This window comes from Streptomyces sp. CNZ301, assembly GCF_004217425.1.
The window spans coordinates 1,929,996-1,956,874 of sequence record NZ_SHLG01000001.1; the positions used below are offsets into that span (position 1 = coordinate 1,929,996).

The 26,879-nt window shown below is 68.6% G+C and carries 6 protein-coding genes; all 6 read right to left on the reverse strand.

Going from position 1 to position 26,879, the window contains the following annotated elements:
- Nucleotides 1-41: 41 nt before the first annotated feature.
- Nucleotides 42-9,737, reverse strand: a complete 9,696-nt coding sequence (locus tag EV375_RS08440) for a non-ribosomal peptide synthetase (RefSeq protein WP_130298892.1) — start codon at nt 9,735-9,737, stop codon at nt 42-44.
- Complete coding sequence (locus EV375_RS08445) at nt 9,730-20,589, reverse strand: amino acid adenylation domain-containing protein (RefSeq protein WP_486588366.1); 10,860 nt, start codon at nt 20,587-20,589, stop codon at nt 9,730-9,732. The genes EV375_RS08440 and EV375_RS08445 overlap by 8 nt, the downstream gene beginning before the upstream one ends.
- A gap of 1,332 nt (nt 20,590-21,921) precedes the next feature.
- Nucleotides 21,922-22,848 carry a mycothiol conjugate amidase Mca gene (gene mca, locus EV375_RS08450; protein WP_130298894.1) on the reverse strand — a complete coding sequence of 309 codons (927 nt, stop codon included), beginning with the start codon at nt 22,846-22,848 and terminating at the stop codon, nt 21,922-21,924.
- Between the two features lie 393 nt (nt 22,849-23,241).
- Nucleotides 23,242-24,657, reverse strand: coding sequence for a metallophosphoesterase (locus tag EV375_RS08455; protein WP_130298895.1), 1,416 nt, complete (start codon nt 24,655-24,657; stop codon nt 23,242-23,244).
- Nucleotides 24,639-24,914, reverse strand: coding sequence for an SCO4848 family membrane protein (locus EV375_RS29635; RefSeq protein WP_486588367.1), 276 nt, complete (start codon nt 24,912-24,914; stop codon nt 24,639-24,641). Before EV375_RS29635 ends, EV375_RS08455 begins: the two co-directional genes overlap by 19 nt.
- Before the next feature lie 57 nt (nt 24,915-24,971).
- Nucleotides 24,972-26,294 (reverse strand): M23 family metallopeptidase, encoded by a 1,323-nt coding sequence (locus tag EV375_RS29640; RefSeq protein ID WP_486588368.1) that lies wholly within the window; start codon nt 26,292-26,294, stop codon nt 24,972-24,974.
- Nucleotides 26,295-26,879: the final 585 nt, after the last annotated feature.

Consider the following 26,879-nt stretch of genomic DNA (forward strand, 5'->3'; position numbering starts at 1 on the left):
CTTGCGGGTGCGATGGCGGTGAGTGACGCGTCGGAGATTCGTCAGAGCAGATCGAACAGCTCGTCCGCGTCCAGCTCTTCGCTGTCGCCCTCCTCGACGCTCCGGTCGATGACCTGCGCGAGTGCCTCGATCGTCCGGTTCTGGAAGACCGTGGGAAGCATCAGCGCGATGCCCCACCTCTCCTGAACCTCGGTCGCCATGGAGGCCACGAGGAGCGAATGGCCGCCGAGGTTGAAGAAGTCGTCCTGGATGCCGACGCGCTCCACTTCGAGGAGGCTCGCCCACAGTTCCGCGAGGACCTTCTCGGTCTCGGTGCCGGGCGCGACGTAGCTTTCGCCGGCCTGTGCCTGCTGTATGACGTCCGACAGAGCCGGCAGCGCCTTCCGGTCCACCTTGCCGTTGGAGGTCAGGGGGAATTCGTCCAGCGTCACGAAGTACGTGGGCACCATGTATTCCGGAAGCCGTTCGAGGAGATGCGCCCTCAGATCGTCCTGCGGCGCCTCGTGGCCGGGCTTCGTCGTGAGGAAGGCCGTCAGCCGCTTGTCGGACGGCGTGGCCTCGTGGACGACGACCAGACAGGACCGGACGGCCGGGTGATCGGCCAGCACGGCCTCGATCTCCTCGATCTCGATGCGGTAGCCGCGGATCTTGATCTGGTGGTCCTTGCGTCCCGCGTACTCGATGACGCCGTCGGCCCGGTACCGGGCCAGGTCACCGGTGGCGTAGAGCCGGCCCGCGCCGAAGGGGTTCGCGACGAAGCGCTCGGCCGTCAGGTCGGGGCGCCCCAGGTAGCCGCGCGCCAACTGGACACCGCCGATGAACAGTTCGCCGATGACACCGTCGGGTACGGGCGACATCGCGTCGTTCAGGATGTGCAGCTGCGTGTTGGCCACCGGACGTCCGATGGGGACCGTGGTGGCGCCAGGGATGTCCCCGCACTCCCAGAAGCTGACGTCGACCGATGCCTCCGTCGGCCCGTAGAGATTGTGCAGCCGCGTGTCCGGCAGGGTCCGGAGGAACTGCTCCTGCACCTCCAGCGGAAGGGCCTCACCGCTGCACACCACGTGCCTCAGGTCCCGGCACTGCCGGCCCACGGTCTGCTGCTGAAGGAACGTCTGCAGCATCGAGGGGACGAAGTGCATGACGCTGATGCCCTGTTGCTCCGTCAGCTCCGCGAGATAGGCCGGGTCGCGGTGGCCCTCGGGGCGTGCGACGTGGAGTTGCGCGCCGGTGATGAGCGGCCAGAAGAACTCCCAGACCGACACGTCGAAGCTGTACGGGGTCTTCTGCAGGACGCGGTCGTGCTCGTCGAGCCCGTAGGCGTCCTGCATCCACAGCAGGCGGTTGCAGATGCCGCGGTGCGAGAGCATCGCGCCCTTGGGCCTGCCCGTCGAACCCGAGGTGTAGATGACGTAGGCCAGGTTGTCCGGGCTCACGCCGGCGTCGACGGGTTCGGGGCTCGCGTCGAGCCACGAGGTGTCGTCACCCCCGAGCTCGACGAGCTCGATGCCCTGTCCGCCGAGGAGGCCGGCGACGTCCTTGGTTCCGGGCTGCACCAGGGCGAGCCGCACCTGGGCGTCCTCGGCCATGAACTTCAGCCGCTCCGGCGGGTAGTCCGGGTCCAGCGGCACGTAGGCACCGCCGGCCTTGAGGATCGCGTAGAGGCCGGTGACGAGGTCGAGCGAACGGCGCATGCAGATGCCGACCGGGCTCTCGGGGCCCACCCCGTGCTCGCGCAGGGTCCTGGCCAGGCGGTTGGCGCGCCGGTCCAGCTCGGCGTAGGTGACCTGCCCGTCCTCGTAGGACAGCGCGACGCGGTCCGGGGTCCGGCGCACCTGCTCCTCGAAGAGCCGGTGCAGGCACGCGGGCCGCAGTGCTTCCTCGTCGTGCGTGGCGTTGCGTGCCTCGACGATCTCCGTCCGCTCCGCGGCCGCCAGCAGCGGAAGCCGCTTGACGGGTGTCTCCGGTGCCGCGAGTGCCTCCTCGGTGAGGATCCGCAGGTGCTCGCCCATCCCGGCGACGGTCCCCTGCTCGAAGAGGTTGGTGCTGTACTCGAAGTTGAACCGCAGTTCCCCGTCGCGCCGCTGGATGCTCAGACCCAGGTCGAACTTCGCGACGCCGATGCCCGATTCGGTCACGTCGTGGATCCACGAGGGCTGCGCCTGGTCCTCGGGGGCGGACTCGAAGAGCTTGTCCAGCCCCGTGAACATCACCTGGAAAACGGGGTTGTAGCTCAGGCTGCGCTCGGGCTTGAGTTCCTCGACGATGCGGTCGAACGGCACCTCCTGGTGGCTCTGCGCCTCCAGGAGCTTCCACCGGACCTGCTGGAGCACCTCGGAGAACGCCGGATCGCCCTCAAGGTCCACGCACAGCGCCACGGTGTTGACCAGGAATCCGATCAGCGGCTCGGTCTCGACCCGGCTGCGGTTCGCGACCGGAATGCCGATCACCACCTTGTCCTGCCCGCTGTAGTGCGAAAGCAGAACCGCGAAGGCGCTCAGCACCGTGATGAAGTCCGTCGTGCGGTGCTCGCCGCTCACCTTCCTCAGCCGCTCGACGAGCTCCGGCGGCACGGAACATGTGTGGTTCGCGCCCTGGTAGTTCTGCACCGCGGGACGTGCGTGGTCGGTGGGCAGCGAGATCAGCGCCGGTGCGTCGGCCAGCTGCTCCTTCCAGTACTCCAGGTGCGGCTTCAGCCGCTCCTCCTGGAGCCACTGCTGCTGCCACACCGCGTAGTCGGCGTACTGGACGGCCAGCGGGGCCGGCAGTTCCGAGTCGCCGGTCGCGAGGGCGTCGTAGATCCGCAGCAGCTCCTCGTTGAGGATCCGCACGGAGTAGCCGTCGAATATCGCGTGGTGCGCGCTGAACGCGAGGAGCGATTCGCCGTCGGAGAGGTGGACCAGCAGCGTGCGGAACAGCGGCCCTTCGGCGAGGTCGAAGGTACGGGTCCACAGCTCGCGCGTGAGCGCCCTGACCGAGTCGGGCTGCCGCTCGGCGGGCTCGGAGGACAGATCTGCCTCCGCGAGGACGACGGTCCCGGACTCGGCGATGGTCTGCCACACCCGTCCCCGGTCCTCGCGGAACGTGGTCCGCAGCGTCTCGTGACGCGCGATCAGCACTCCGAGCGCCTTCCTGAGCCGCGCCGGGTCGACGGCGGCGTGCCGGTGCAGAAGCCAGCCCACGGTGTAGAGGGCGCTGTCGGGGTGCAGGCGGTCCATGTACCAGAGCCGCTGCTGGTTGAACGTCGCCGGAATCGGCTCGTCGCGTCCCACGGGAACCAGGGGGACGATGGCCTGCGGGTCCTTCTCCCGCAGCAGAGCGTCCAGTTCGACGGCCATCTGAGCGACGGTGGGCTGCTCGAACAGGACTCGGACCGGCAGGTCGGCTCCGAACGTCTGCTGAACGCGGGCCACGACCTTCACCGCGAGCAGCGAATGCCCGCCCAGGGTGAAGAAGTCGTCGTGGACGCCGACGGGACGGCGGTCCAGCACCTCCTCCAGGATCGTGACCAGCAGCGCCTCGGTCCTCGTCCGCGGAAGCGCGCTCTCGGAGAGCGAGGGCGCCGAGCTCTCCTCGGGCAGCGGAAGGACGCGGCGGTTGAGCTTGCCGTTGCTGTTGAGGGGCAGTTCGGCCATGTGGACGAAGGCCGACGGCACCATGTACGACGGCAGTTGTTCCTTCAGGTGTGCCCGGAGCACCTCGGTGGCGTCCGCGGACGCCTCGTTGAGCACCACGTAGGCGACCAGTCGCCGGGTCGATCCGTCCGGCTGTGCGAGCACGGCGCAGCTGTGCACCAGCTCATGCTGGTCGAGCACCGATTCGATCTCGCCGAGTTCGATCCTGAAGCCCCGGATCTTCACCTGGTTGTCGATGCGCCTGACGAACTCGATGTTGCCGTCCGGGAGATACCGGACGAGGTCTCCGCTCTTGTAGAGGCGGCTGCCCGGCTCGCCGCTGAACGGGTCCGCGACGAAGTACTCGGCGGTCAGCTCGGGGCGGTTCATGTAGCCGCGGGTGACGCCGATGCCGCCTATGTACAGCTCACCGGGGACGCCGACGGGCACGGGCTGCATGCGGGAGTCGAGCACGTAGGCCCGCACGTTGGTGATGGGGCGGCCGATGTGGATGGTTTCGAGGTGCTCGTCGGTGTGCGTTCCGGAGGCGAAGATCGTCGTCTCGGTCGGCCCGTAGACGTTGAAGAAGGTGCGGCCGGGCGCCCATGTGCGGATGAGGTCCGCCGAGTACGCCTCACCGCCGACGACGAGCGTGCGCAGGTGCGGCAGCGAGTCCGTCGGCAGGGTGGCCAGCGCGCCCGGGGTGAAGTTCAGGCTCTCGATGGCGCGTTCGGCGAGTATGTCGTGCAGATCGGTACCGATCATGCGCGTGCCGCTGCTCGGTATGTGGAGCGTGCCGCCCGTCACGAGCGGCAGGATGATCTCCCAGACGGAGAAGTCGAAGCTCAGCGACGCGACCTGCAGTACGTTCTGGCGCTGGTCGAAGCAGCCGTTCCGGCGGATCCACGGCACCACGTGATGGATGCAGCGGTGGGCGACCATCACGCCCTTCGGCTTTCCGGTCGACCCCGACGTGTAGATGATGTAGGCGAGGTTCTCCGGTGTGAGGTCCGTCGACGGAGCGTCCGCCGGCTCCGAGGCGACGGAGGACCACTCGGAGTCCAGGCACAGGGTCCGAAGGTCTCCGCCCGGCAGCTTGGGCAGCAGGTGCGACTGCGTGAGGAACAGGTGCAGCCCCGCGTCCTCCACGACGTACGCCATCCGGTCGAGCGGGTAGCGGGGGTCGACCGGGACGTACGCCCCGCCGGCCTTGAGGATGCCGAGCAGGCCGACGATGGCCTCCAGCGAGCGCTCCAGACACAGCCCGACCAGGACCTCGGGGCCGACGCCGTTGGCCTTCAGCCAGTGCGCGAGCTGGTTGGATCGGGTGTCGAGCTCGGCGTAGGTGAGGTGTCCGTCCTCGTGGACCACCGCGACCGAGTCGGGCGTCAACCGTGCCTGTTCGGCGACGAGTTCGTGCAGGTACGTGTTCTCGGACTCCGACGTGGACTCGGTGCTCCACCCGTCGAGGATGCGGGTGCGCTCGCCTTCGGTCAGCATGGAGATCTGCGCGAGGGGCTTGTTCGGCGAGGCGGCCAGCTCGCGGCAGATCTGCCGCATGTGCCCGAAGACCGCCTCGACCGTGTCCTCGTCGAACCATGCGGTGTCGTAGAAGACGTTGACGCCGAGACGCTCGCCCACCGTGATCACGACGTTGAGCGGATAGTGCGTCTGTTCCTGCGAGCTGGCGTCCGTGAAGCGCAGGGTTGCCTCGGTGTTCTCGTCCTCGGGGTAGTTCTCGAATACGAAGAGGCTCTCGAACAGCGGGGCGCCGGCGGGCAGTTCGCTCCACTGCTGGACGTGGCTCAGCGGGCTGTAGTCGTACTGGCGCATCTGGGCGTTCTGTTCCTGAAGGCCCCGGAGCCATTCGACTGGGGAGCCGTTCTCGGGCAGCTGCACGCGCAGAGGGAGCGTGTTGATGAACAGGCCGACCATGCGCTCGACGCCCTCGACCTCGGACGGGCGCCCGGAGACAACCGTCCCGAACACGACGTCGTCCGTGCCCGCGTAGCGGCCCAGCAGAAGCGCCCAGCAGCCCTGCAGCACGGTGTTGAGGGTGAGGCGGTGCTGCTGCGCGAAGTCCTGGAGCTCCGTCGTCTCGGCCTCGCTGAGGAAGAAGGCCGTCCTCGCCTGTGCGGCGGGCTCCGCGGAGTTGTCGCTCTCGGCCTCCGGCCGCTTCCCCGTCGTCAGGGGGGTGGCCTCTTCGACTCCTTGCAGGGTCTCGCGCCAGTAGGTCTCGGCCTGTTGCATGTCCTGGCCCTCGAGCCAGGCGACGTAGTCGCGGTAGGGCCGGGTCGGCACGGGCTCGATGTGACGGCCCTCGGTGAGGGCGCCGTACCACTGGACCGCGTCGTTCAGGATGAGGCTGATGCTCCAGCCGTCGAGGATCGCGTGGTGGGCGCTCCAGACGAGCTGGTAGCTCTCGTCGGCGGTACGGGCCAGCAGCATCCGCCACTGCGGGGCATCGTGGGGCGCGAAGCCCTCGGCGCGGTCGTCCTGGAGGTACTGCTCCAGGCGTTGCTGCTGATCCTCGGACGTGTGGGACCGCCAGTCCTCCACCCGGAGCGGCACGGGAAGGTCGGCCCACACCAGCTGGAGGGATTCGCTGTCCTCCGTCGCCCAGAAGCTGGTGCGCATGATCGGGTGGCGGCGCATCACCTGCGCCCAGCTCCTGCGGAAGGCGTCGACGTCCAGGTCCTGGTCGATCGAGAGGATCTGCTGGACGTGGTAGATGCCCTCGCCCTGCGCGTACTGGCTCTGGAACCACAGACCCTGCTGGATGGGAGTCTGCGGATAGCAGTCCTCCAGCGGACGCGGCAGCGTGCTCTCCCGCCACTCCGGCCGTGAACGCAGCTGCCCGACAAGGTCGTTGATCTGCGACTGCGACAGACCGCTGAGCGGGAAGTCCGACGGGCTGTAACCCACCACATCGGAACGCCTGGACTCCCCGGCAAGCTGCCGCAGCACCTCCAGCGTCTGCTCGGCGACCTGCTGGACCGTCTCCTGGCGGTGCGCCGCCTCGCTGTAGGTCCACTCCATGTGCAGACGCCCGTCCTGCACCCGGCTGACGATGTCGATCAGATACGGACGCCGGTTGTCCGGGTGGGTGTCGGGGCCCGTTCTGCCGGAGGCCGCCGTGAAGTTGCCGGTGAGATTCCCGTCGAACTGGCCGAGGTAGTTGAAGCTGATCTGCGCGGTGGTCGGCCCGCCGAGGGCTGTGGGCTCGCAGCAGTCGGTGCCGTTTTCCGTGGGTCCGTGGGCGAGGAGGCCGTAGCCGATGCCCTGCCGCGGACGCTCCCGCAGCACCTCCTTGACCCGCTTCAGCCCCTCAGCCAGACCCTCCCGGGAAGGCACCGGCAAACGCACCGGCGAAATCGTCGTGAACCAGCCCGCCGTACGCGACACATCAACGTCGTCGAACAACTCCTCACGGCCATGCCCCTCGACATCGACACGCACATGCGCATCCTCACTCCACGCACCCACCGCCGACGCAACCGCCGTCAACAGCACATCATTGATACGCGTGTTGAAAGCAGCCGGAACATCCTGCAACAACGCACGCGCCTCAGCCGCAGAAAGAACCGCCTCATACACACCACTACGGCCCACCGTGTTCTCATCCGCCGGCCCGTCCATCGGCAACGCACACACCGCACCAGCCTGCTCACGCCAGAAAGCAGACTCCCCCACCGTCTCCGGACTACGCGCCTCCCGCGCCAACCGCGCAGCCCACTGCTGCCACGAACTCGACTTCGCCGGAAGAACCAGATCCCGCCCCTGACGCACCTGCTCCGCCAAAGAACCAAGATCCTCCAAAATCACCCGCCACGACACCACATCAACAACAAGATGATGCGCAACCAGAAGCATCTGGGATCTGCCGTTCCCGGCTCCGGTGAAGAGGACGGCGCGGAAGAGCGGGGGCCGGGACAGGTCGATGCCGGACTGGGTCCGCTCGGCGACCTCCAGCAGCCGCTCCTCACGCCCGGCCGCCGGATACGAGGACAGGTCGTACACCTCGAACGGCACCGACTCCGGCAGACCCGCCACCTCGCCCCGCCACTCACCACCCTCCTGGAAGAACCGGGTACGCAGACCGTCGTGCTGCTCCAGCACACGCCGCACCACCAGCTCCCACTGCCGCGACGAGACCCCACCGTCCACATCAACCAGCACCGACTGATTGAAATGACCCGGCCGCACAAACTCCTGCGCAAAGAACCACCGCTGAATCGGAGTCAGCTCAACCGGCCCCGACACCACACCCTGCTCCGCCACCACAGCCGGCACATCCTGCCGCTCCACCACCGGAGCAAGCTCAGCAACCGTCTGATACTGGAAAAGCTGCTTCACCGTGAAATACAGACCACGCTGCTTCGCCCGGAAAATCACCTGAAGACTCAGAATCGAATCCCCACCGAGCGAAAAGAAATCATCGTGCACACTCACCGGCGCACTCAGACCCAGCACGTCCTGCCAGATCTCAGCCAACGCCTCCTCAACCACAGTCCGCGGCGCCGCATACTCCCGCCCAGCAGCAGCATGCTCCTCCCACGACAACCCCGCCAAAGCCCTACGATCCACCTTGCCGTTCGGACTCAACGGCAACGACCCCAACGGAACAAAAACCCCCGGAACCATGTAACCCGGAAGCCGCTCCCCCAGAAACTCCTGCAACTCCCCCGAATCCACCGGCTGCTCACCCGAAGCCACAAAGGCCACCAGCCGCTTCGAAGCGCCGTCCGCATGCAGGAGCACCGCCGCACTGCGCACCCGCGGATGCTGCGCCAGAACAGCCTCGATCTCACCCAACTCGACCCGGAAACCACGGATCTTGACCTGATCGTCGACCCGCCCCAGCAACTCCACGTTGCCGTCGGGGAGCAGGCGGGCGAGGTCGCCCGTCCTGTAGAGGCGGCTGCCGCGGGCGTCACCGAACGGGTTGGCGATGAACGCGTCGGAAGTCAGGTCGGGACGCCCGAGATAGCCGCGCGCCAGCCCCGCCCCGCCGATGTACAACTCACCGGCGACGCCCACCGGCTGAAGCTGGTGCCGCGAGTCGAGGACGTAGAGCTGTGCCCCGGGAATGGGCCGTCCGATGTGAACGCGCTCGAGGTCGGGCTCGTACCGGGCGAGACACACGCCGACCGTCGCTTCGGTCGGGCCGTACCCGTTGAAGAACGCCCGGCCGGGTGCCCAGAGGCTGACAAGGCTGAGCGGACACGCCTCACCGCCGACGGTGATGCACCGTACGAACGGCAGCTCATCCTCCGGCAGCGTGGAGAGCGCTGCCGGCGTCAAGCTCATGTTCTCGACGCCCTGCTCGATCAGAAGACCGGCAAGGTCGGAGCCCATCATCTGGAGATCGGGAAGCGGCAGCACCAGAGTGCCGCCCGACAGTAACGCCGCCGACATCTCCCACACCGAGATGTCGAAGCTGAGCGAAGTGCCCTGAAGCACCCGCTGCGGCGTCTGAAGACCGTAGTTCTCGTACTGCCACTGTGCGAGGTTGCGGAAGCCGCGATGAGTGACCTGGACACCCTTGGGCCGGCCCGTGGAGCCGGAGGTGTAGATCACGTATGCCAGGTCGTCGACCGTGGCGCCCGTCACCGGAGGCGTGTCCGGCCACTTCTCCAGCTCGGCCCAGAAATCCTCGACGGCCAGCACGAGTGCGTCCGACTCGGGCAGCACCCCGAGCACCGAACGACGCGCCAGCACCACCGGCAACCGGGCGTCCGAAACCATGTAGGCCAGGCGCTCACGCGGGTACGTCGGGTCCAGCGGAACGTACGCACCGCCGGCCTTCATGATCGCGAGCAGTCCGACGATCATCTCCGCGGAACGGGGCATGGACAGCCCGACCAGGGTCTGCCGTCCGACGCCGCGGTCCCGCAGCAGATGCGCGAGCCGGTTGGCCAGTCGGTCCAGACAGGCGTAGCTCAGCTGGCTGTCGCCGAAGGAGACCGCGATGCGATCGGGACACCGGCGGACCCAGCCCTCGAAAAGCTCGTGGAACGACGCCGGCTGCGCTGCCTGCTGCTTGATCTGCTGGAGCCGGAGACGCAGCATCGCTTGCTGCTCCGCAGAAAGGTTCTCAAGCTGAGGAAGAAGCTCACTCATGATTCTCACTCGTCTCCGTAGCCGGTGAAGCACTCAGATGTGGGGCCTGAAGATCGTCGGGCGACATTCCCTGAACCTCTGCGACGAGTTGTTCGAGGAGTTCGCGCTCTTCGGCGGTCTTGATTCCTGCCGCGAAGGCCGACAGGTCGAAGCCGGCGTCGATCACGGTCTCTTCGGGCGCGGAGTTCCCGTGCCGGAGGATCTGCCGGCGTTCCTCCTCGCTGAGGACGGTGATGTCACTCAGCCGCACGCCCGGGTCCCGGGCGATCTGCGAGCAGATGCTTTCGAGGTGGCCGAGCATGCGTTCCACCGCTGCCCGCTCGAAGCGCCCGCTGTCGTACTGGACGGAGATCCGGAGCCGGTCGTCGGGCACCGTCGCCACGACGGACAGCGCGTAGTTGCTGCGTTCCTCGGAACGTGTCATGTCGAAGCGCAGCGCCGCCGAGTCGTCCTTCTCCACGGGGTAGTTCTCGAAGACGAAGAGGCTCTCGAACAGCGGGGCGCCGGCGGGCAGTTCGCTCCAGCGCTGTACGTGGCCCAGCGGGCTGTAGTCGTACTGGCGCATCTGCACGTTCTGCTCCTGAAGGCCCCGGAGCCATTCGAGCGAGGAGCCGTCCTCGGGCAGCTGCACGCGCAGAGGGAGCGTGTTGATGAACAGGCCGACCATGCGCTCGACGCCCTCGACCTCGGACGGGCGCCCGGAGACAACCGTCCCGAACACGACGTCGTCCGTGCCCGCGTAGCGGCCCAGCAGAAGCGCCCAGCAGCCCTGCAGCACGGTGTTGAGGGTCAGCCGGTGGGCGTGGGCCAGCTCGTGCAGCCGACTGGTGTCCTCCTCGCCGAAGGAGACGCCGGCCTCTTCCTGGCCGCGCCCCCCGGCAGGTGCCGTGCCCGGCGCGATGTGGCGTTCGATGCTCAGCGGCACGGCCTGCTCCACGGCCTTCAGGGTCTCGCGCCAGTAGGCCTCGGCCTGTTGCAGGTCCTGCCCCCCGAGCCAGGCGACGTAGTCGCGATAGGGCCGGGTCGGCACGGGCTCGATGTGACGGCCCTCGGTGAAGGCGCCGTACCACTGGACCGCGTCGTTCAGGATGAGGCTGATGCTCCAGCCGTCCAGAACCGCGTGGTGGGCGCTCCAGACGAGCTGGTAGCTCTCGTCGGCGGTACGGGCCAGCAGCATCCGCCACTGCGGGGCATCGTGGGGCGCGAAGCCCTCGGCGCGGTCGTCCTGGAGGTACTGCTCCAGGCGTTGCTGCTGATCCTCGGACGTGTGGGACCGCCAGTCCTCCACCCGGAGCGGCACGGGAAGGTCGGCCCACACCAGCTGGAGGGATTCGCTGTCCTCCGTCGCCCAGAAGCTGGTGCGCATGATCGGGTGGCGGCGCATCACCTGCGCCCAGCTCCTGCGGAAGGCCTCGACGTCCAGGTCCTGGTCGATCGAGAGGATCTGCTGGACGTGGTAGATGCCCTCGCCCTGCGCGTACTGGCTCTGGAACCACAGACCCTGCTGGATGGGAGTCTGCGGATAGCAGTCCTCCAGCGGACGCGGCAGCGTGCTCTCCCGCCACTCCGGCCGTGAACGCAGCTGCCCGACAAGGTCGTTGATCTGCGACTGCGACAGACCGCTGAGCGGGAAGTCCGACGGGCTGTAACCCACCACATCGGAACGCCTGGACTCCCCGGCAAGCTGCCGCAGCACCTCCAGCGTCTGCTCGGCGACCTGCTGGACCGTCTCCTGGCGGTGCGCCGCCTCGCTGTAGGTCCACTCCATGTGCAGACGCCCGTCCTGCACCCGGCTGACGATGTCGATCAGATACGGACGCCGGTTGTCCGGGTCCCAGTCCGGGCCGGCCTTGCCCGACGACGACGCGAAGCTTCCCGCGAAGCTGCTGTCGAACTGGCCGAGGTAGTTGAAGCTGATCTGTGCGGGCGTGGCCCCCGTCAGAGGTGTCTCCGTGGGTCCGTGGGCGAGGAGGCCGTAGCCGATGCCCTGCCGCGGACGCTCCCGCAGCACCTCCTTGACCCGCTTCAGCCCCTCAGCCAGACCCTCCCGGGAAGGCACCGGCAAACGCACCGGCGAAATCGTCGTGAACCAGCCCGCCGTACGCGACACATCAACGTCGTCGAACAACTCCTCACGGCCATGCCCCTCGACATCGACACGCACATGCGCATCCTCACTCCACGCACCCACCGCCGACGCAACCGCCGTCAACAGCACATCATTGATACGCGTATTGAAAGCAGCCGGAACATCCTGCAACAACGCACGCGCCTCAGCCGCAGAAAGAACCGCCTCATACACACCACTACGGCCCACCGTGTTCTCATCCGCCGGACCGTCCATCGGCAACGCACACACCGCACCAGCCTGCTCACGCCAGAAAGCAGACTCCCCCACCGTCTCCGGACTACGCGCCTCCCGCGCCAACCGCGCAGCCCACTGCTGCCACGAACTCGACTTCGCCGGAAGAACCAGATCCCGCCCCTGACGCACCTGCTCCGCCAAAGAACCAAGATCCTCCAAAACCACCCGCCACGACACCACATCAACCACAAGATGATGCGCAACCAGAAGCAGCCGCTGCTTTCCGTCCCCCGAGCCGGAGAACTTGTGATTCTCCGGCCCGGAGAACTCCTCATCCTCGGAGCCGGAGAACTTCTGATTCCCCGGCCCGGAGAATTCCTGGTCGTGCAGCCCGGTGAAGAGGACGGCGCGGAAGAGCGGGGGCCGGGACAGGTCGATGCCCGACTGGGTCCGCTCGGCGACCTCCAGCAGCCGCTCCTCACGCCCGGCCGCCGGATACGAGGACAGGTCGTACACCTCGAACGGCACCGACTCCGGCAGACCCGCCACCTCGCCCCGCCACTCACCACCCTCCTGGAAGAACCGGGTACGCAGACCGTCGTGCTGCTCCAGCACACGCCGCACCACCAGCTCCCACTGCCGCGACGAGACCCCACCGTCCACATCAACCAGCACCGACTGATTGAAATGACCCGGCCGCACAAACTCCTGCGCAAAGAACCACCGCTGAATCGGAGTCAGCTCAACCGGCCCCGACACCACACCCTGCTCCGCCACCACAGCCGGCACATCCTGCCGCTCCACCACCGGAGCAAGCTCAGCAACCGTCTGATACTGGAAAAGCTGCTTCACCGTGAAATACAGACCACGCTGCTTCGCCCGGAAAATCACCTGAAGACTCAGAATCGAATCCCCACCGAGCGAAAAGAAATCATCGTGCACACTCACCGGCGCACTCAGACCCAGCACGTCCTGCCAGATCTCAGCCAACGCCTCCTCAATCACGGTCCGCGGCGCCGCATACTCCCGCCCAGCAGCAGCATGCTCCTCCCACGACAACCCCGCCAAAGCCCTACGATCCACCTTGCCGTTCGGACTCAACGGCAACGACCCCAACGGAACAAAAACCCCCGGAACCATGTAACCCGGAAGCCGCTCCCCCAGAAACTCCTGCAACTCCCCCGAATCCACCGGCTCACGGCACACCACGAACGCCACCAGCCGCTTCGAAGCGCCGTCCGCATGCAGGAGGACGGCGCCATCCACGACCTCGGGATGCTGCGCCAGAACAGCCTCGATCTCACCCAACTCGACCCGGAAACCACGGATCTTGACCTGATCGTCGACCCGCCCCAGCAACTCCACGTTGCCGTCGGGCAGGAAGCGCGCCAGGTCCCCGGTCCTGTAGAGGCGACTGCCCCGGCCGTCACCGAACGGGTCGGCGACGAACCTTTCAGCCGTCAGGTCGGGACGCCCCAGATAGCCGCGCGCCAGCCCCGCCCCGCCGATGTACAACTCACCCGCGACACCTGAGGGGACCGGTTGCATCGACCCGTCCAGCACGTACACCTGCATGTTGTCCAGGGGCCGGCCGATCGGCACGACGGCGGGCACCTCGGCGTCCGGCTCGATGCGGTAGCTGGTGGCGAACGTCGTCGTCTCCGTCGGCCCGTAACCGTCGACCACGACGAGACCCGGGCAGGCGGCGCGCACGCGCCGCACGGCATCCGCCTGCACCGCGTCCCCGCCGGTCCACACCTCGCCCAGAGCGGCAAGGCAACCGGGGTCCTCCTGCGCGAACAGATGGAACAGCGCCGCCGTCAGCCACACCGCCGTGATCCCGTGAGCGGGCACGACCTCGCGCAGCACCCCGGGCGTCACCGCGCCCGGCGGGGCCACCACGACCCGGCCGCCGGAGAGCAACGGCACCCACAGTTCGTACGTCGACGCGTCGAACGCCTGCGGAGAGTGCAGCAGTACGCACTCGTGCCCGTGCGTGAAGCGGCTGTCCAGTGCCAGTGCCGCCACGTCGGCGTGGGTCACGGCCACGCCCTTGGGGCGGCCCGTCGAACCGGACGTGTACATCACGTACGCCAGGTCCTCGTTCGTCACGCCTGCTGCGGGAGGCGTCTCCGGCCAGTTCTCCAGGTCGTGCCAGAAGTCCTCGACGGCCAGCGTCACCGCGCCGGACGCGGGGAGCACCCCGAGCGCCCGCCGCTCGGCCAGCACCACCCCGATTCCGGCGTCCTCGGCCATGAACTCCAGGCGCTCGCGCGGGTACTCGGGGTCCAGCGGGACGTAGGCACCGCCGGCCTTCAGGATGGCGAGCAGCGCGACGACCATCTCCGGGGAGCGCGGCACGCACAGGCCGACCAGGCTTCCCCGCCCGACACCGCGGTCCCGCAGCAGATGCGCGAGCCGGTTCGAGAGGGCGTCGAGTTCCGCGTAGCTCAGGCGGCGTTCACCCGACTCGACGGCCACGTCGTCACGGGACCGGCCGGCGGTGCGCCCGAACAGCTCGTGCAGCGACCCCGGTTCGAGGGCTTCGTCGTTGCGGGCGCCGCGGCCCGTACCGGCGAGCTGCGCGCGCTCGGCCTCGTCCACCATCGGCAGATGCCCCAGCGGCCGCCCGGGCTCCGTCAGCGCGGAGTCCAGGAGCACCTCGAAGTGGTCGGCCATGCGCCCGACCGTCTGCTCCGTGAACAGGTCGGTGCTGTACTCGAACGCGAAGTGCATGCCTTCGGGGTCTGCCTGGATCATCAGCGTGAGGTCGAAGCGGGCGACGCCGACGCTCATCCCCTGCTCGATCAGGTTGTGCATCCACGGCTTCGGCCGGCTCAGGGCCGATTCGTGTTCCAGCAGCGGAAGACTCTCGTCCGCGAACATCACCTGGAAGACGGGGTTGTAGCCGAGGCTGCGCGCCGGGCTCAGCGCCTCGACGAGCCGCTCGAAGGGCACTTCCTGGTGGATCTGGGCGTCGAAGAGCTGCTTGCGGACCTGAAGCAGCACGTCCTCGAAGCTGGGCCCGTCCCGCAGATCCACGCACACGGCAACGGTGTTGACCAGGAACCCGACCATGGATTCGAGCTCGACGCGGTTGCGGTTGGCGATCGGTACGCCGATGACGACGACGTCCTGCCCGCTGTGCCGGGAGAGGAAGACCGCGAAGCTGCTGAGCATGGTGATGTAGTTCGTCACCTGGTGCTCGCGGCTCAGCTGCGCGACCCGCTCGGTCATTTCGGGAGACAGCCGCCGCCTGAGGAAGTCGCCCTTGTAGCTCTGCTCGTCCGGACGCGGGAAGTCGGTGGGCAGCGTGAGCAGTTCAGGGGCGCCGGCGAGCTGCTTCTTCCAGTAGTCCAGGTGGAAGGCGAGCCTGTCCTCCTCCAGCCAGCTCTGCTGCCACACCGCGTAGTCGGCGTACTGCACCTCGAGTTCGGCCAGCGGAGAGGGGTCACCGTCCGCCAGGGCCCGGCAGATCCGGAGGAACTCCTGGCCGAAGACGCCGATGGAGTAGCCGTCGAAGACGGTGTGGTGGGCGCTGAGCGCCAGAACCTGCTCCGTCCCGGACAGCTTGACGAGCCGGGCGCGCAGCAGCGGCCCCGTGGCCAGGTCGTAGGGCTGGTCCCACCACCTGCGGATCTCCTCCTGCGCCAGCTGCTCGGACTGCTCCTCCGGCAGACCGGAGAGGTCGTACGTCGGCAGCGCGACGTCCCATTCGTCCGCGATGATCTGCCAGACCTGGCCGTCCTCTTCGCGGAAGGTCGTGCGCAGCGGTTCGTGGCGCCGCATCATCTCGTGCAGGCCGTCCCGCAGCACCGTCTCCTCGACGGATGCGGGCAGCGGGATCAGCCAGTTGACGGTGTACGACGTGGTCCCGGGGCTGAGCCGGTCGATGAAGAAGAGCCGCTGCTGGTCGAACGTCGCCGGCAGCGGTACCCCGCGGGGCGCGGGGCTGAGCGGCCGCTGCTCCAGTGGCTGCATCTCCTCCTGCCGGCGCTGGAGTTCGCGGGAGACCTCGGCGATCGTCGGAAGGTCGAAGAAGAGGCGGACGGGCACCTCCAGCGAGAACACCTGCCGGATACGCGCCACCAGCTGCACGGCGAGCAGCGAATGCCCGCCGAGCTCGAAGAAGTTGTCGAAGACGCCGACGGGTGAACGGCCCAGGGTCTGCTCCCACACCGACACGAGCAGCGCTTCGGTCGTGTTGCGCGGCGGTACGCGGGCCCCCGGCCCCGTGGCCGCGGTCTCCTGCGGGAGCAGCAGTGCACGCCGGTCGAGCTTGCCGCTGGAGGTGACGGGCAGGGCGTCGAGCGCGACGAGGTCGGACGGCACCATGTAGCCGGGCAGCCGCTCGGCGAGGTATGCGTGGAGCTGAGGCATCAGAAGGTGCTGGATCTCCGCCTTCAGCGGGTGGTTGGCGTACTCCGACCACTCACGCGCCTCGCTCCCGGGCTCCGCCGGCGTGACGAAGTCGTCCTCGTCGGCGCAGGGTTCGGCCCCGGTACGGCTCAGCAGCACGGAGAAGGTGCCGTCCGCGCCGTGGCGGCTCCAGTCGAGGACGGCGCGGTAGCCGGCCTGTTCCGCGAGTTCCCGTACGTCCTCGGGGTCGACGCCCGTTGCCTGCCGCTCCTGTGCGCGCCAGGCCTCCACCGTCTCCAGCCCGGACCCGCCCTTGAGCCAGCGGAGAGTCCGAGCCGCCTCCTCGACACGGGAGTTGGGGACGCTGCGCAGCCGCAGCCGGTCGGGACCGTCCGCCTCCAGCCTCTCGCGCAGCGCCGGGAGCGTGAGGCGTCCGGCGTTCCAGTCGAGCTCCGGGGTGCCCTGGCCCGCACGCCCGGCGGCGTCCCGGGGTTCGCCCCCGACGTGGAGCACCACCTGGTAGCGGAACATCGACATCTCGTTGAGGTGGCGGCCGCGCTTGGGCCGGATCTCGACCCGGGAGACCAGGCCGGTGGCGGCGGCCCAGTCCCGGAAGAACCGCGGGTCGAGGGTCAGCTCCTCTTCCTGCCGCACACGGTGCTGGACGCGCTGCCATAGCTGCTCGCGTGTCATGGAGTCGGGGGCACGGTTCGCTTCGACGCTCGCGTGGAAGGCGTCGAGCAGCGGGAAGCTGCGGACGTCGCCGACGATGACCCGCCCGCCGTCGGCGACCCGGGACACCGCTCCTTCGAGGACCCGGACCAGGTAGTCGATGTCGGGGAAGTACTGGATGACCGAGTTGATGACGACGGTGTCGACCGGCTCCAGTTCGAGGTCGCCGAGGCCGTCGGCCTCCCGCTGGTGCAGGACGACCGACTCCCGCAGCCCCGGTTGCGAGTCGAGCCGGCCGCGGACGGACTCGAGTACCGAGGAGGAGAAGTCCGTTCCGTAGTACCGCCGGCATCCCGGGGCCAGAGGGAAGAGCAGCAGGCCGGTGCCGCAGCCGACCTCCAGGACGGTGCTCGGCCCGTAGCTTCGCACCAGCGCCACAGTGTCGTCCTGCCAGGCCCGCATCTCCTCCAGCGGAATGGGCATGCCGGTGTAGCTGCTGTTCCAGCCCGAGAAGTCGTTGCCGTCCTCCGACGCGTGCGCCGCCTCCGGGTCGAAGGCGTCGTAGACCTCGCGCCAGCGGTCGATGCGCCTGCCCGCCAGCGAGTCCCCGTGGTCCTGGACGGCCGAGTGGGCGAGCCGCGGGTGCGGCACAACGTACGAGACGAGGGACCGGTCGCCCGGCCTGTCCTCACGGACGATGGTCGCCGCGTCCTGGACGACGGGGTGCTCGCTCAGCACGCTGTCGATCTCGCCGAGTTCGATGCGGTAGCCGCGGATCTTGACCTGGGAGTCGGTGCGTCCGAGGAACTCCAGGTTGCCGTCGTCCCGCCACCGGGCCATGTCGCCCGTCTTGTAGATGCGTTGGCCGGGCGCGGAGTCGAAGGGCGACGCGATGTACTTGCTCGCCGTCAGCTCCGGCTCGTTCGCGTAGCAGGAGCTCAGGCACGTGCCGCTGATGTAGAGGTCGCCCGGTACGTCGACCGGGCACGGCCGCAGGCTTTCGTCCAGGACGTAGTAGGCGGAGTTCTGGATCGGCTTTCCGTACGGAATGCTCGTCCAGGCCGGGTCGACCACGCCGACGGGGAAGTAGTTCGACCAGACCGTCGCTTCGGTGGCGCCGCCGAGGCCGACGACCTGGACGTTCGGGAACGCCGCCTTCATCAGGTCGGGCGAGTGCACGGGGATCCAGTCGCCGCTCATGAAGATCAGGCGCAGCGAACGGGAGACGATCTCGTTCGCCCCCTCGCTGTCCGTGGGCAGGAAGGGCACGAGCTGCATGAGGGCCGCGGGCGCCGAGTCCCAGAACGTGATGGGTTCGTCCGCGATGTAGGCAAGCAGGTTCGCCGGCTCCTGGATGTCCTCGCTCGTGGCCACGCGGAGCGAACCGCCCGCGGCGAGGACACCGAAGACGTCGTAGACGGACAGGTCGAACGTCAGCGAGGTGACGAAGAGGACGCGGTCCTCGGGGCCCACCGAGAACGAGTTGTTGACCCACTCGATCAGGTTCACAGCCGGGAAGTGCGCCACCGTGACGCCCTTGGGCGTCCCGGTGGAGCCGGAGGTGAAGATGATGTAGGCGATGTCCTGCGGAGTGCCCTGACGCGGCAGGTTGTCCGGGGACATGCTCGCGAAGTCGGCCGGGGAGTGGACCGAACACGGCGTGCCGGCGGGGGCGGCACCGTCCTCACCGGCCGGGTCCATGCACACGATGTGGGCGAGCTCCGGCAGCGGGTCGGTGGCCATGAGCCGCGGCAGCAGCGTGTGCTGCGACAGGACGCACGTGATCTTCAGTGAGTCGATGATCCAGTGCCACCGCTTGACGGGGGCGTTGGCGTCCAGGGGGACGTAGATCGCCCCCGCCTTCAGGATGCCGAGCAGCGCGGGGATCATCTCCGCGCTGCGCTCCATCACGATCGCGACATGGTCGCCGCGGCCGAGTCCGAGCAGCTTGAGGTAGTGCGCGATCTGGTTGGCCCGCTCGTTGACCTCCCGGTACGTCCAGCGCTCGTCCCGGAAGAGCAGCGCCAGGGCGTCTGGGGTCTCCTCGGCCCGCCGCTCGAACAGCTCGTGCATGCAGAGGTCCTGCGAGTACGGCGCGTCCGTGTCGTTCCACTCGTGGACGAGCCGGGTGAACTCGGCGGGGGTGAGGACGGCCAGTTCCCCGAGGCGTGCCTCCGGCTTCCGCACGAGTTCCGTGAGCACTTGGCGGAGGTGTCCCGCGATCCGCTCGACGGTCCCCGCCGCGAAGCGCCGCGTGTCGTAGTGGATCGTGAGCGCGAGGTGTTCGCCGGGTGTCACCACGACGCTCAGCGGATAGGCGGCGTGGCTCTCCTCCCACGTCCTGACCATCCGGAACGAGCCGGACCCGGCCACGGGTTCGTGGTTCTCGACCGTGAGCACGGTGTCGAAGAGCGATTCGCCCGAACCGATGCCGCTCCACTGCTGAACGAGCAGAAGCGGGCTGTACTCGTGCTCCTGGATCCGGGCGTACGTGTGCTGCAGGCCCTGCATCCATTCCGCCCAGCCCATCGAGGCCGGCACGGCGGCGCGCATCGGGAGCGTGTTGATGAGGAGCCCCACCATGCCGTCGATGCCGGGCAGTTCGGCGGAACGGCCGGGGGTGGTCACGCCCATGACCACCTCGTCGGTGCCGCGGTAGCGGCTGAGCAGGAAGGCCCAGGCTCCCTGGACGAGGGTGGTGAGCGTCAGGTCGTGCCGATCTCCGGCGGTGCGCAGTGCGGCGGTCTCCTGCTCGTCCAGCACGACGGGGACCTGGGCGTATTCGGCGGCCGGTGCCTCCGCCGCAGTGTCGTCGGCGGCCGGTTTGAGCTCGAAGGGAAGCGGACTGACGGACGGGACGGAATCCAGCTCGTCACGCCAGAAAGCCTCGTCCCGGCCGGCGTCCTGCTGTTCGAGCCACTCGATGTAGTGCTGGAACGGCGTCACCGTCCGCCCGCCGACCGGCTGTTGCGAGGTCAGGCACTCGTAGGCCTGCTCGACTTCGCGAAGAATCTCCGTCTGACTCGCAGCGTCCAGAATTATGTAGTGAAAGCTCCAGACAATCTGATATTTCGCTTCGGCGCAGCGCGACACATGGAGACGCCACAAGGGCGCCTGGTCCAGTGCGAAACCCTGCTCGCGGTCGCGCCTCAGCAGGGCGTTCAGCCCGTCGGCCTGCTGCTCGTCGTCCAGCGAGCGCCAGTCCTCGCACTCGAAAGGGAAATCCACGAATTCCCGTACGGTCTGCACCGGTTCTTCACCGGACTGCTCGTGGAAACCGGTCCTCAGGGCAGCGTGCCGCTCCATGACGTGCGCCCAGCTCCGTCGAAATGCCTCGACGTCGAGATCTTCCGCAACCTCCAGCACAACCTGCGCGTGGTAGAGCCCGTTCGTCTCCCCGTGGCGGGACTGGAACAGAATTCCCTGCTGCGCGGGTGCCATCGGGTAGGAAGTCTCGGCGCTTCCGCCGCCTGAAAAGGCAAGCGAGTCTTCCGTCGAGTCATGAAAAGTACTCAAGGCTGCAGTCCTTTTGAATCATGAAGGATGATTGCGCTTCCGGCCCTGATCAAGGGAAACGTCGAGCTGTGGAGCGGGACTGAATTCCGTTTCCCAGGACGGCCGGCACCGGCCGTTCTCTGAGCGGTGCGCACGGACGTAACCGATGCGTTGGGCCCGGACCGGGCCCGGTGATTCCTCGTCAGGGACCTGCGGGAGACCCGGGCCCGAGGGCGTCGGGCCGGTCATGTGACTGACGGGGTGGAGCGGTGGCCCAGGATCCGCGCGTCAGATGTGCGCTTCGGGAACCGGGAGGCTCGATGTCCGGCCCGGGACGGGCCTTGCCGCGGTCCGGGGCGGGGAGTCGCAGGAACCGGCTTCGAAGGTCTTGCGGCAGGGCGGCGAGCGGGTGCTGCCTGTCACCTTCTTCGCCCTGAGGGCGCCGAAGCGCCTGTCGCCCTGATCGCGTCGAGGGCATCGAGAGTGTCGACGCCGGCTGGGTCGGTGACGCCGCTGGAACCGGTGGGTCCGCCGGCCGGGCCGAGCGAGGGGACACCGGAAGAGCTCCGCGGATCTCCGCCCCCTGGGAGACCACTTCGACGGCTAAGGAGCGTGGGGCCGATAACCCCCGCGCCCGGCCGCTTTCGCCCGGGATCTGCGGGCACCTGTCGGAAAACGCTCGGGGTGCCGGTGAGGAATGCTTACGTCGCTTCGGAGCGGTGCTGCATATTCCGCGCGCCGGGCGGACGGCCGGCCTGCTGGAAATTTTCAACCCACTCGGGTTCTCGGCCGGTATCGCCACTCGGGTGCGGACCAGAACGACTTCGCCGCCGGCTAAGCCGCTGACGCCACAACCGCTGACATCAGAAGAGTCACCGGATTTGCGTCTGACCCGTCTCTCCATTTTCAGTCCCCCGACCGGGAAAAGTCCCTGTGGAAGTCACAGGCGACGTACCTCGCTTGCGAGAGGCCCTTCTGAGCCGAGCCCGTTCACAACCTGTTCACACGAGGGGAATGTTTATACGCGTACTGCTGCGTCCGTCAACGGTCGGGGTCGACCCGCCGGAGCCATCGGCGCCTGACTTCCCGCTTTCCGCTGCTCCGGCAGTGATTCGATGACATAAGTCATGTCCGGCATGATCATGTATGTCATGCCGGGTCGGCTGGTCGTCAAGGCCGCCCCCGACAGGCTCCGGGCGTCCCGCGGCGCTCACCCGGGCCCGGTGGCACCGCCCTCGCGGGCGCTCCGGAACCGGTGGGCCACCGGGCGCGGGTGAGCTCCTCCGCTCTTCCGGATGCGGACGCACGGGACACCGGCGGCCGCACCGCAGTTGCTCGTACGACCGCGTCGGATCAGGCCGCTTCCACGGAGCTGATCGCGAAGCGGTCCCGTACGGGCGGGACCGGGGGCGGCGGCCTGAGCCCGGAGAACAGGTCGTTCTCGGGGAGGCAGGTGTCCACGAGCGACTTCACGAGCTCGTACTCCTCCGTCGGCCAGATCTGCTTCTGGATCTCCAGCGGGACACGGAACCAGGCCCCGTCCGGGTCGATCTGGGTGGCGTGGGCGGCCAGCGCCCTGTCGCGGACCTCGAAGAAGTCACCGCAGGTCACAAAGGTCGTGAGCTTCCGCTCGCGGTGGCCGCACTCCACCATCGTCCGCAGCCAGTCGGCGCAGGAGGACTGCGGGCCGCGCTTCAGCATCGCCTCGTGCAGGGCGCGAGTGCGTCGCGGGTTGAGGGTCTGGTTGTAGTAGATCTTCCGCGGCTGCCAACTCGGACCCTCCTCCGGGTACTTGACCGGGTCGCCCGCCACTTCCAAGGCCGCCATGGAGATCTTGTGCGTCATGACGTGGTCGGGGTGCGGGTAGCCGCCGTCCTCGTCGTACGTGGTGACCACGTGCGGACGGAACTCGCGGATCAGCCTCACCAGCGGCGCGGCCGCCGTCGCAACGTCCTGACGTGCGAAGCAGCCCTCCGGCAGCGGCGGCAGCGGATCACCCTCTGGGAGCCCGGAATCGGCGAAGCCGAGCCACGCGTGCCTCACACCGAGGATCCCGCAGGCCTCGTTCATCTCCTTGCGGCGAACCTCGCAGATGTTCTCCCCGATGCCGGGGTCGCCCTGGTGTTTCGGGTTGAGGACGGAGCCGCGCTCGCCGCCGGTGCACGTCACCACCAGCACGTCCACTCCCGCGGAGGCGTATTTCGCCATGGTCGCGGCGCCCTTGCTCGACTCGTCGTCGGGATGCGCGTGCACGGCCATCAGCCGCAGCTGCCGGCTCACGGCCGCACCTGCCGCGGCACCGGGCGCGTCGGAGCACCGACCGAGACATCGTCGGATAAGAGGCAAGAGTGCATAAGGGTTCCTCGGACTCGTCGTTGACTGCGGCGGATGGAGGCGGGTCCATGCGTGGACCGGCGCGCGCCGCTTCGAGAGCGAAGGTTCTTACCGGCCGGTTTCACCGACGGTCAATCGCATCTCCGAGTGGCAGAAATCACGATCAGTGGTCGTTCAACCGGCCATGTCGGACTGCCGGTCGGGATCACCGGCAGTCGAAACGCCTGATGGGCCCCGGGCGCGACGACGGCGCGCCGGCCCCGGTCGGAGGGTGCACGGTCAGCCGGCCGGACGCGGCGGAAACCCTGGGGAAATCCCTAGTGTTGTGCCCCCGGACCGTCAGGCGAGGGGGGAGGCGAGGGTGACGACGGTGATGTCGGACTCGGCGCCCACGCGGACGGGCGGGCCCCAGGCACCCGCGCCTCGTGTCACGTAGAGCTGGGTGTCTCCGTAGCGTTCCAGGCCGGCCACCGTGGGGTTGTCCAGCCTGGCGAGGTAGGGCCCCGGCCAGAGCTGACCCCCGTGGGTGTGGCCCGAGAGCTGGAGGCCCACGCCGTGGTCGACGGCGTCGTGGATCTGCACGGGCTGGTGCGCGAGGAGCACGGACGCACGGGCGGGGTCGCGGTCGCCGAGCGCGGCCTCGAAGTCGGGCCCCTGGCCGATGGGTTCGCCTCCGAGGTCGTTGACCCCCGCGAGGTCGAAGCCGGGCAGTTCGCGGCGTTCGTTCTCCAGCGGGTGGATGCCGATGTCGCGGAAGTGGCCGACCCAGGACCGGGCGTCGCCGAAGTACTCGTGGTTGCCGGTCACGAAGTAGGTGCCGTGCCGGGAGCGGAGCCGGGTGAACGGTTCGACCGCCGGGCCGAGATCCTCGACGGTGCCGTCGACCACGTCGCCGACGACGGCGACCAGGTCGGGCTGAGTGGCGTTGATCGCCTCGACGACGCGGACGGTGTGACCGCGTCCCAGTACGGGGCCGAGGTGCACGTCGCTGACCACCGCGATGCGGTAGCCGTGGACGCGGCGCGGCAGCTTGGGGAGGGTGACCGTGACGCGCCTGGTCGTGGGGCCGTCGAGGACGCCGACGGCGCCTGTGGTCACGGTGCCGGTGGCGACGGCGGTGGCGCTGATCGCGATGGCCCGGGCGACGAAAAGCCTGCGAGAGGGCCCGGCGCCCGTCGTCTCGTCGCCGGAAACCACACCTCCGGAACCGACACCGGCACCGGCACCGGCACCGGCACCGGCACGGGGGACGACGGACCCGCGTCTTCGTCCGCAGCCCTTCCCGCTTCTGTCCGGCACATCGCGCCCGAACTCCTCTTCGGCTCTGGGGCCGCGCTCGGCACCGGCGCCGACCAGGACCTCGTCCGCCGGTTCGGGCTCCGCTCCGGGCTCCTCCGGCACTCGCGGCACGGGGGCGCTCCCGTCCCGCTGCCGAGCAGCACGGCGGGCGAGACCCCGCTGGAGGAGCGGCCTGAGGAACTCGCCCAGGAGCAGGGCGCAGCTGAGATACAGCAGCAGCGCCATCCAGAGGAAGCCCGGCCAGGCAATGACGCGAAGGAGCCCGAAGGGCGCCCCGGCCGGCCCGGCGATCAAGGTTGCGACGGTAGTCGCGGCGAGAGTCCACACCAGCACGGTGCCCGTACGCCGCCACGGGCCGCCCTTGCGTGAGACGTCCTTGACCAGGCGCCTCCACAAGTACCAGTGCACGGTGGTCAGGAGGGGGATCGCGACGAGGTTCAGGAGCAGGAGGGCCATCTCGGCGCGCCCCCGTCCCCGCCCCTGCGGGCATCGCGCAGCTCTCGCAGACCGATGACGCCGGGCGCCGCACCGGCCAGGAGGGCCGTGCCGGCCGCGGCCGGCGCGGACGAGGCGTACGCACAAGCCCCTGGCCCCCAACCGCTCGTGTGCTTCGCGAGGTTATGGACGAGGCGGATCCGGACGAACCAGGACCACGGACCGGAGGCGAGCGGCAACCACGAGACGCGACGGGTCGTCAGACATAAGCGGGACATGCGCAAAGTATGTCCGCACGCGGAAGCCCGTGGCGGGCCTGGGCGCAAACGCCGCCGTCAGCGGACCGGCAGTGCCTCGACCACCACGCGCTCACCCGGGACCGCCCGCTCCCTGACCCGGTGCTCCCGCGGACCGGACGGCCATTCGCGGAAACGGCGGAAGAGCATCGGCACTCCCCGGGCCACGGACAGGTCCGAGCTGTCCATGGCCTGCATGTGCACGTGCGGCTGTGTGGAGTTGCCCGAGTTGCCGCAATTCGCGATGTGCTGGCCCTCCTTCACCTCGTCGCCCGCGGACACGCGGATCGAGCCGGTCTGGAAGTGCGTCAGCGCGACGTATGTGCCGGTCCCCCGCAGCGAGATGATCACGTAGTTACCGGCGACGGCCCCTACGCCCTGGCGGAGCCGTGCACCCTGGCCCAGCGCGTACGGCACCAACGCCAGCTGCGAGCGCCTCCCTTCGTGATCGTGCTCGCCGTCGTGCACGTGGACCACGGTGCCGTTCCCGGGAGCCAGGATCGGCTGTCCGAAGGCGAAGTAGAGCTCGGGCGGTTCGGTGGCGAAGAAGGTGCGCCAGCTGCGGCTGCCCGCCGAGCGGTGACGCTCGTCAACTCCGACGAAGTCGATGGCGTAGCGCCCGCCGAACAAGTCGGTCCCATGGCTCGGAACCCGTCTGGCCGGGCTGTTCTCGACGCGCCACCTTCCCGTGAAGGGCAGCGAGACCTCGATTCCCCGCACCCCCGGGCCTTGTGACGGAGACTCATCACCCATCGCCTCATCATAGGTGAGCGCCGCACCGAGGGCAGTCGCACCGATCGCGACGGTACGGGCGACGAAGAGCCTGCGGGAGGAGTCGGCGCTCCTCACCTCCGGGCCCCCGGAGGTCTCCCCTCCTCGGCCTTCGCCCTCGGAACCGGAAGCCGGCCTACGCCCCTCCCCGCGACCGTCCCCGTCACCGGTTCCGCCGCCCGTCCGCCCGTCCGCCGCGGAACTGCCCGGGTCCGGAGCGGCGGTGGGCGCCCCGCCTGCAGCCGCCTCGGCGCCGCGCTCGGCCGTGCGGGCGGCACGATGCGCGAGGAGACGGCGGAGCAGGGGCCGGACGAGCTCGCCGAGGAGCACGGCGAGGGCGAGGTAGAGCAGCAGCGCCGCCCACAGATCCGCCCAGGCGAAGACGCGCAGGGACTCGAAGGGCGGGCCCTCGGGTCCGGCGACCAGGATGCCGACCGAGACCGCGGCGGACAGCAGCACCAGCGCGGTGCCGGCACGGCGCCAGGGACCGGCGTCGCGGGAGACGTCCTTGACCAGCCGCTTCCACAGGTACCAGTGCACGGCGCCCACGAGGCACAGGATCAGCACGGCGCTCAGAAGTGAAAGGAACACGGCGCTCCCCTGTGCGTCCGGGCGCCGGGCAGCCCCCGCAGGACGTCGGTCCCCGGGGATCCCGGGCTTCGTGAGGATAACTCTCCGGCCATGGGCTCACCTTAGGTGAGCGGCACCGCGGCAGGCAGCGGCCGCTCCATCGCCCGCGCTCCGCCTCGTCCTGCTTCCGGGCAGGGTGTACGCAGGGCACGCGGCGTGACGTCCAGCGGACCGCCGGCGCTCCGCTCCGGAGGCGGTTCGCTCCGCCAAGTCCTCGTGTTCGCACAGGTGTTGGCAGGTCAGGGACGCCGACGAGGGAGGCGGATAAGCCCGCGGTCCGACCGCCTCCCGGGCAAGGAGCGGCGGCGGACACAATGTCGCCGTCACGATTTCAGCATTTGTCTTACGTGGCGTGAGATCGATGAGACATGATGCCGTGTCATGCGTGATGGACTGTCACAGCGGTCGGCTCCCAGCCAACTTCCTTCGCTGGATGGGGCGTTGGTTTCACCGTCGTCCCGTCGGACGGCTCCGGTGGATGGCACCGCGGCTTCGGTGGCCGTGGTGAGGGTGCTGATCACCGGCTGTGCCGGTCCTCGCCTGCTC

Bases quoted from the DNA above. Each gene is read 5' to 3' on its own strand.
- EV375_RS08455 (WP_130298895.1), bottom strand. From the start codon at position 24,657: ATGGCCCTCCTGCTCCTGAACCTCGTCGCGATCCCCCTCCTGACCACC.
- EV375_RS08440 (WP_130298892.1), bottom strand. From the start codon at position 9,737: ATGAGTGAGCTTCTTCCTCAGCTTGAGAACCTTTCTGCGGAGCAGCAA.
- EV375_RS29635 (WP_486588367.1), bottom strand. From the start codon at position 24,914: ATGTCCCGCTTATGTCTGACGACCCGTCGCGTCTCGTGGTTGCCGCTC.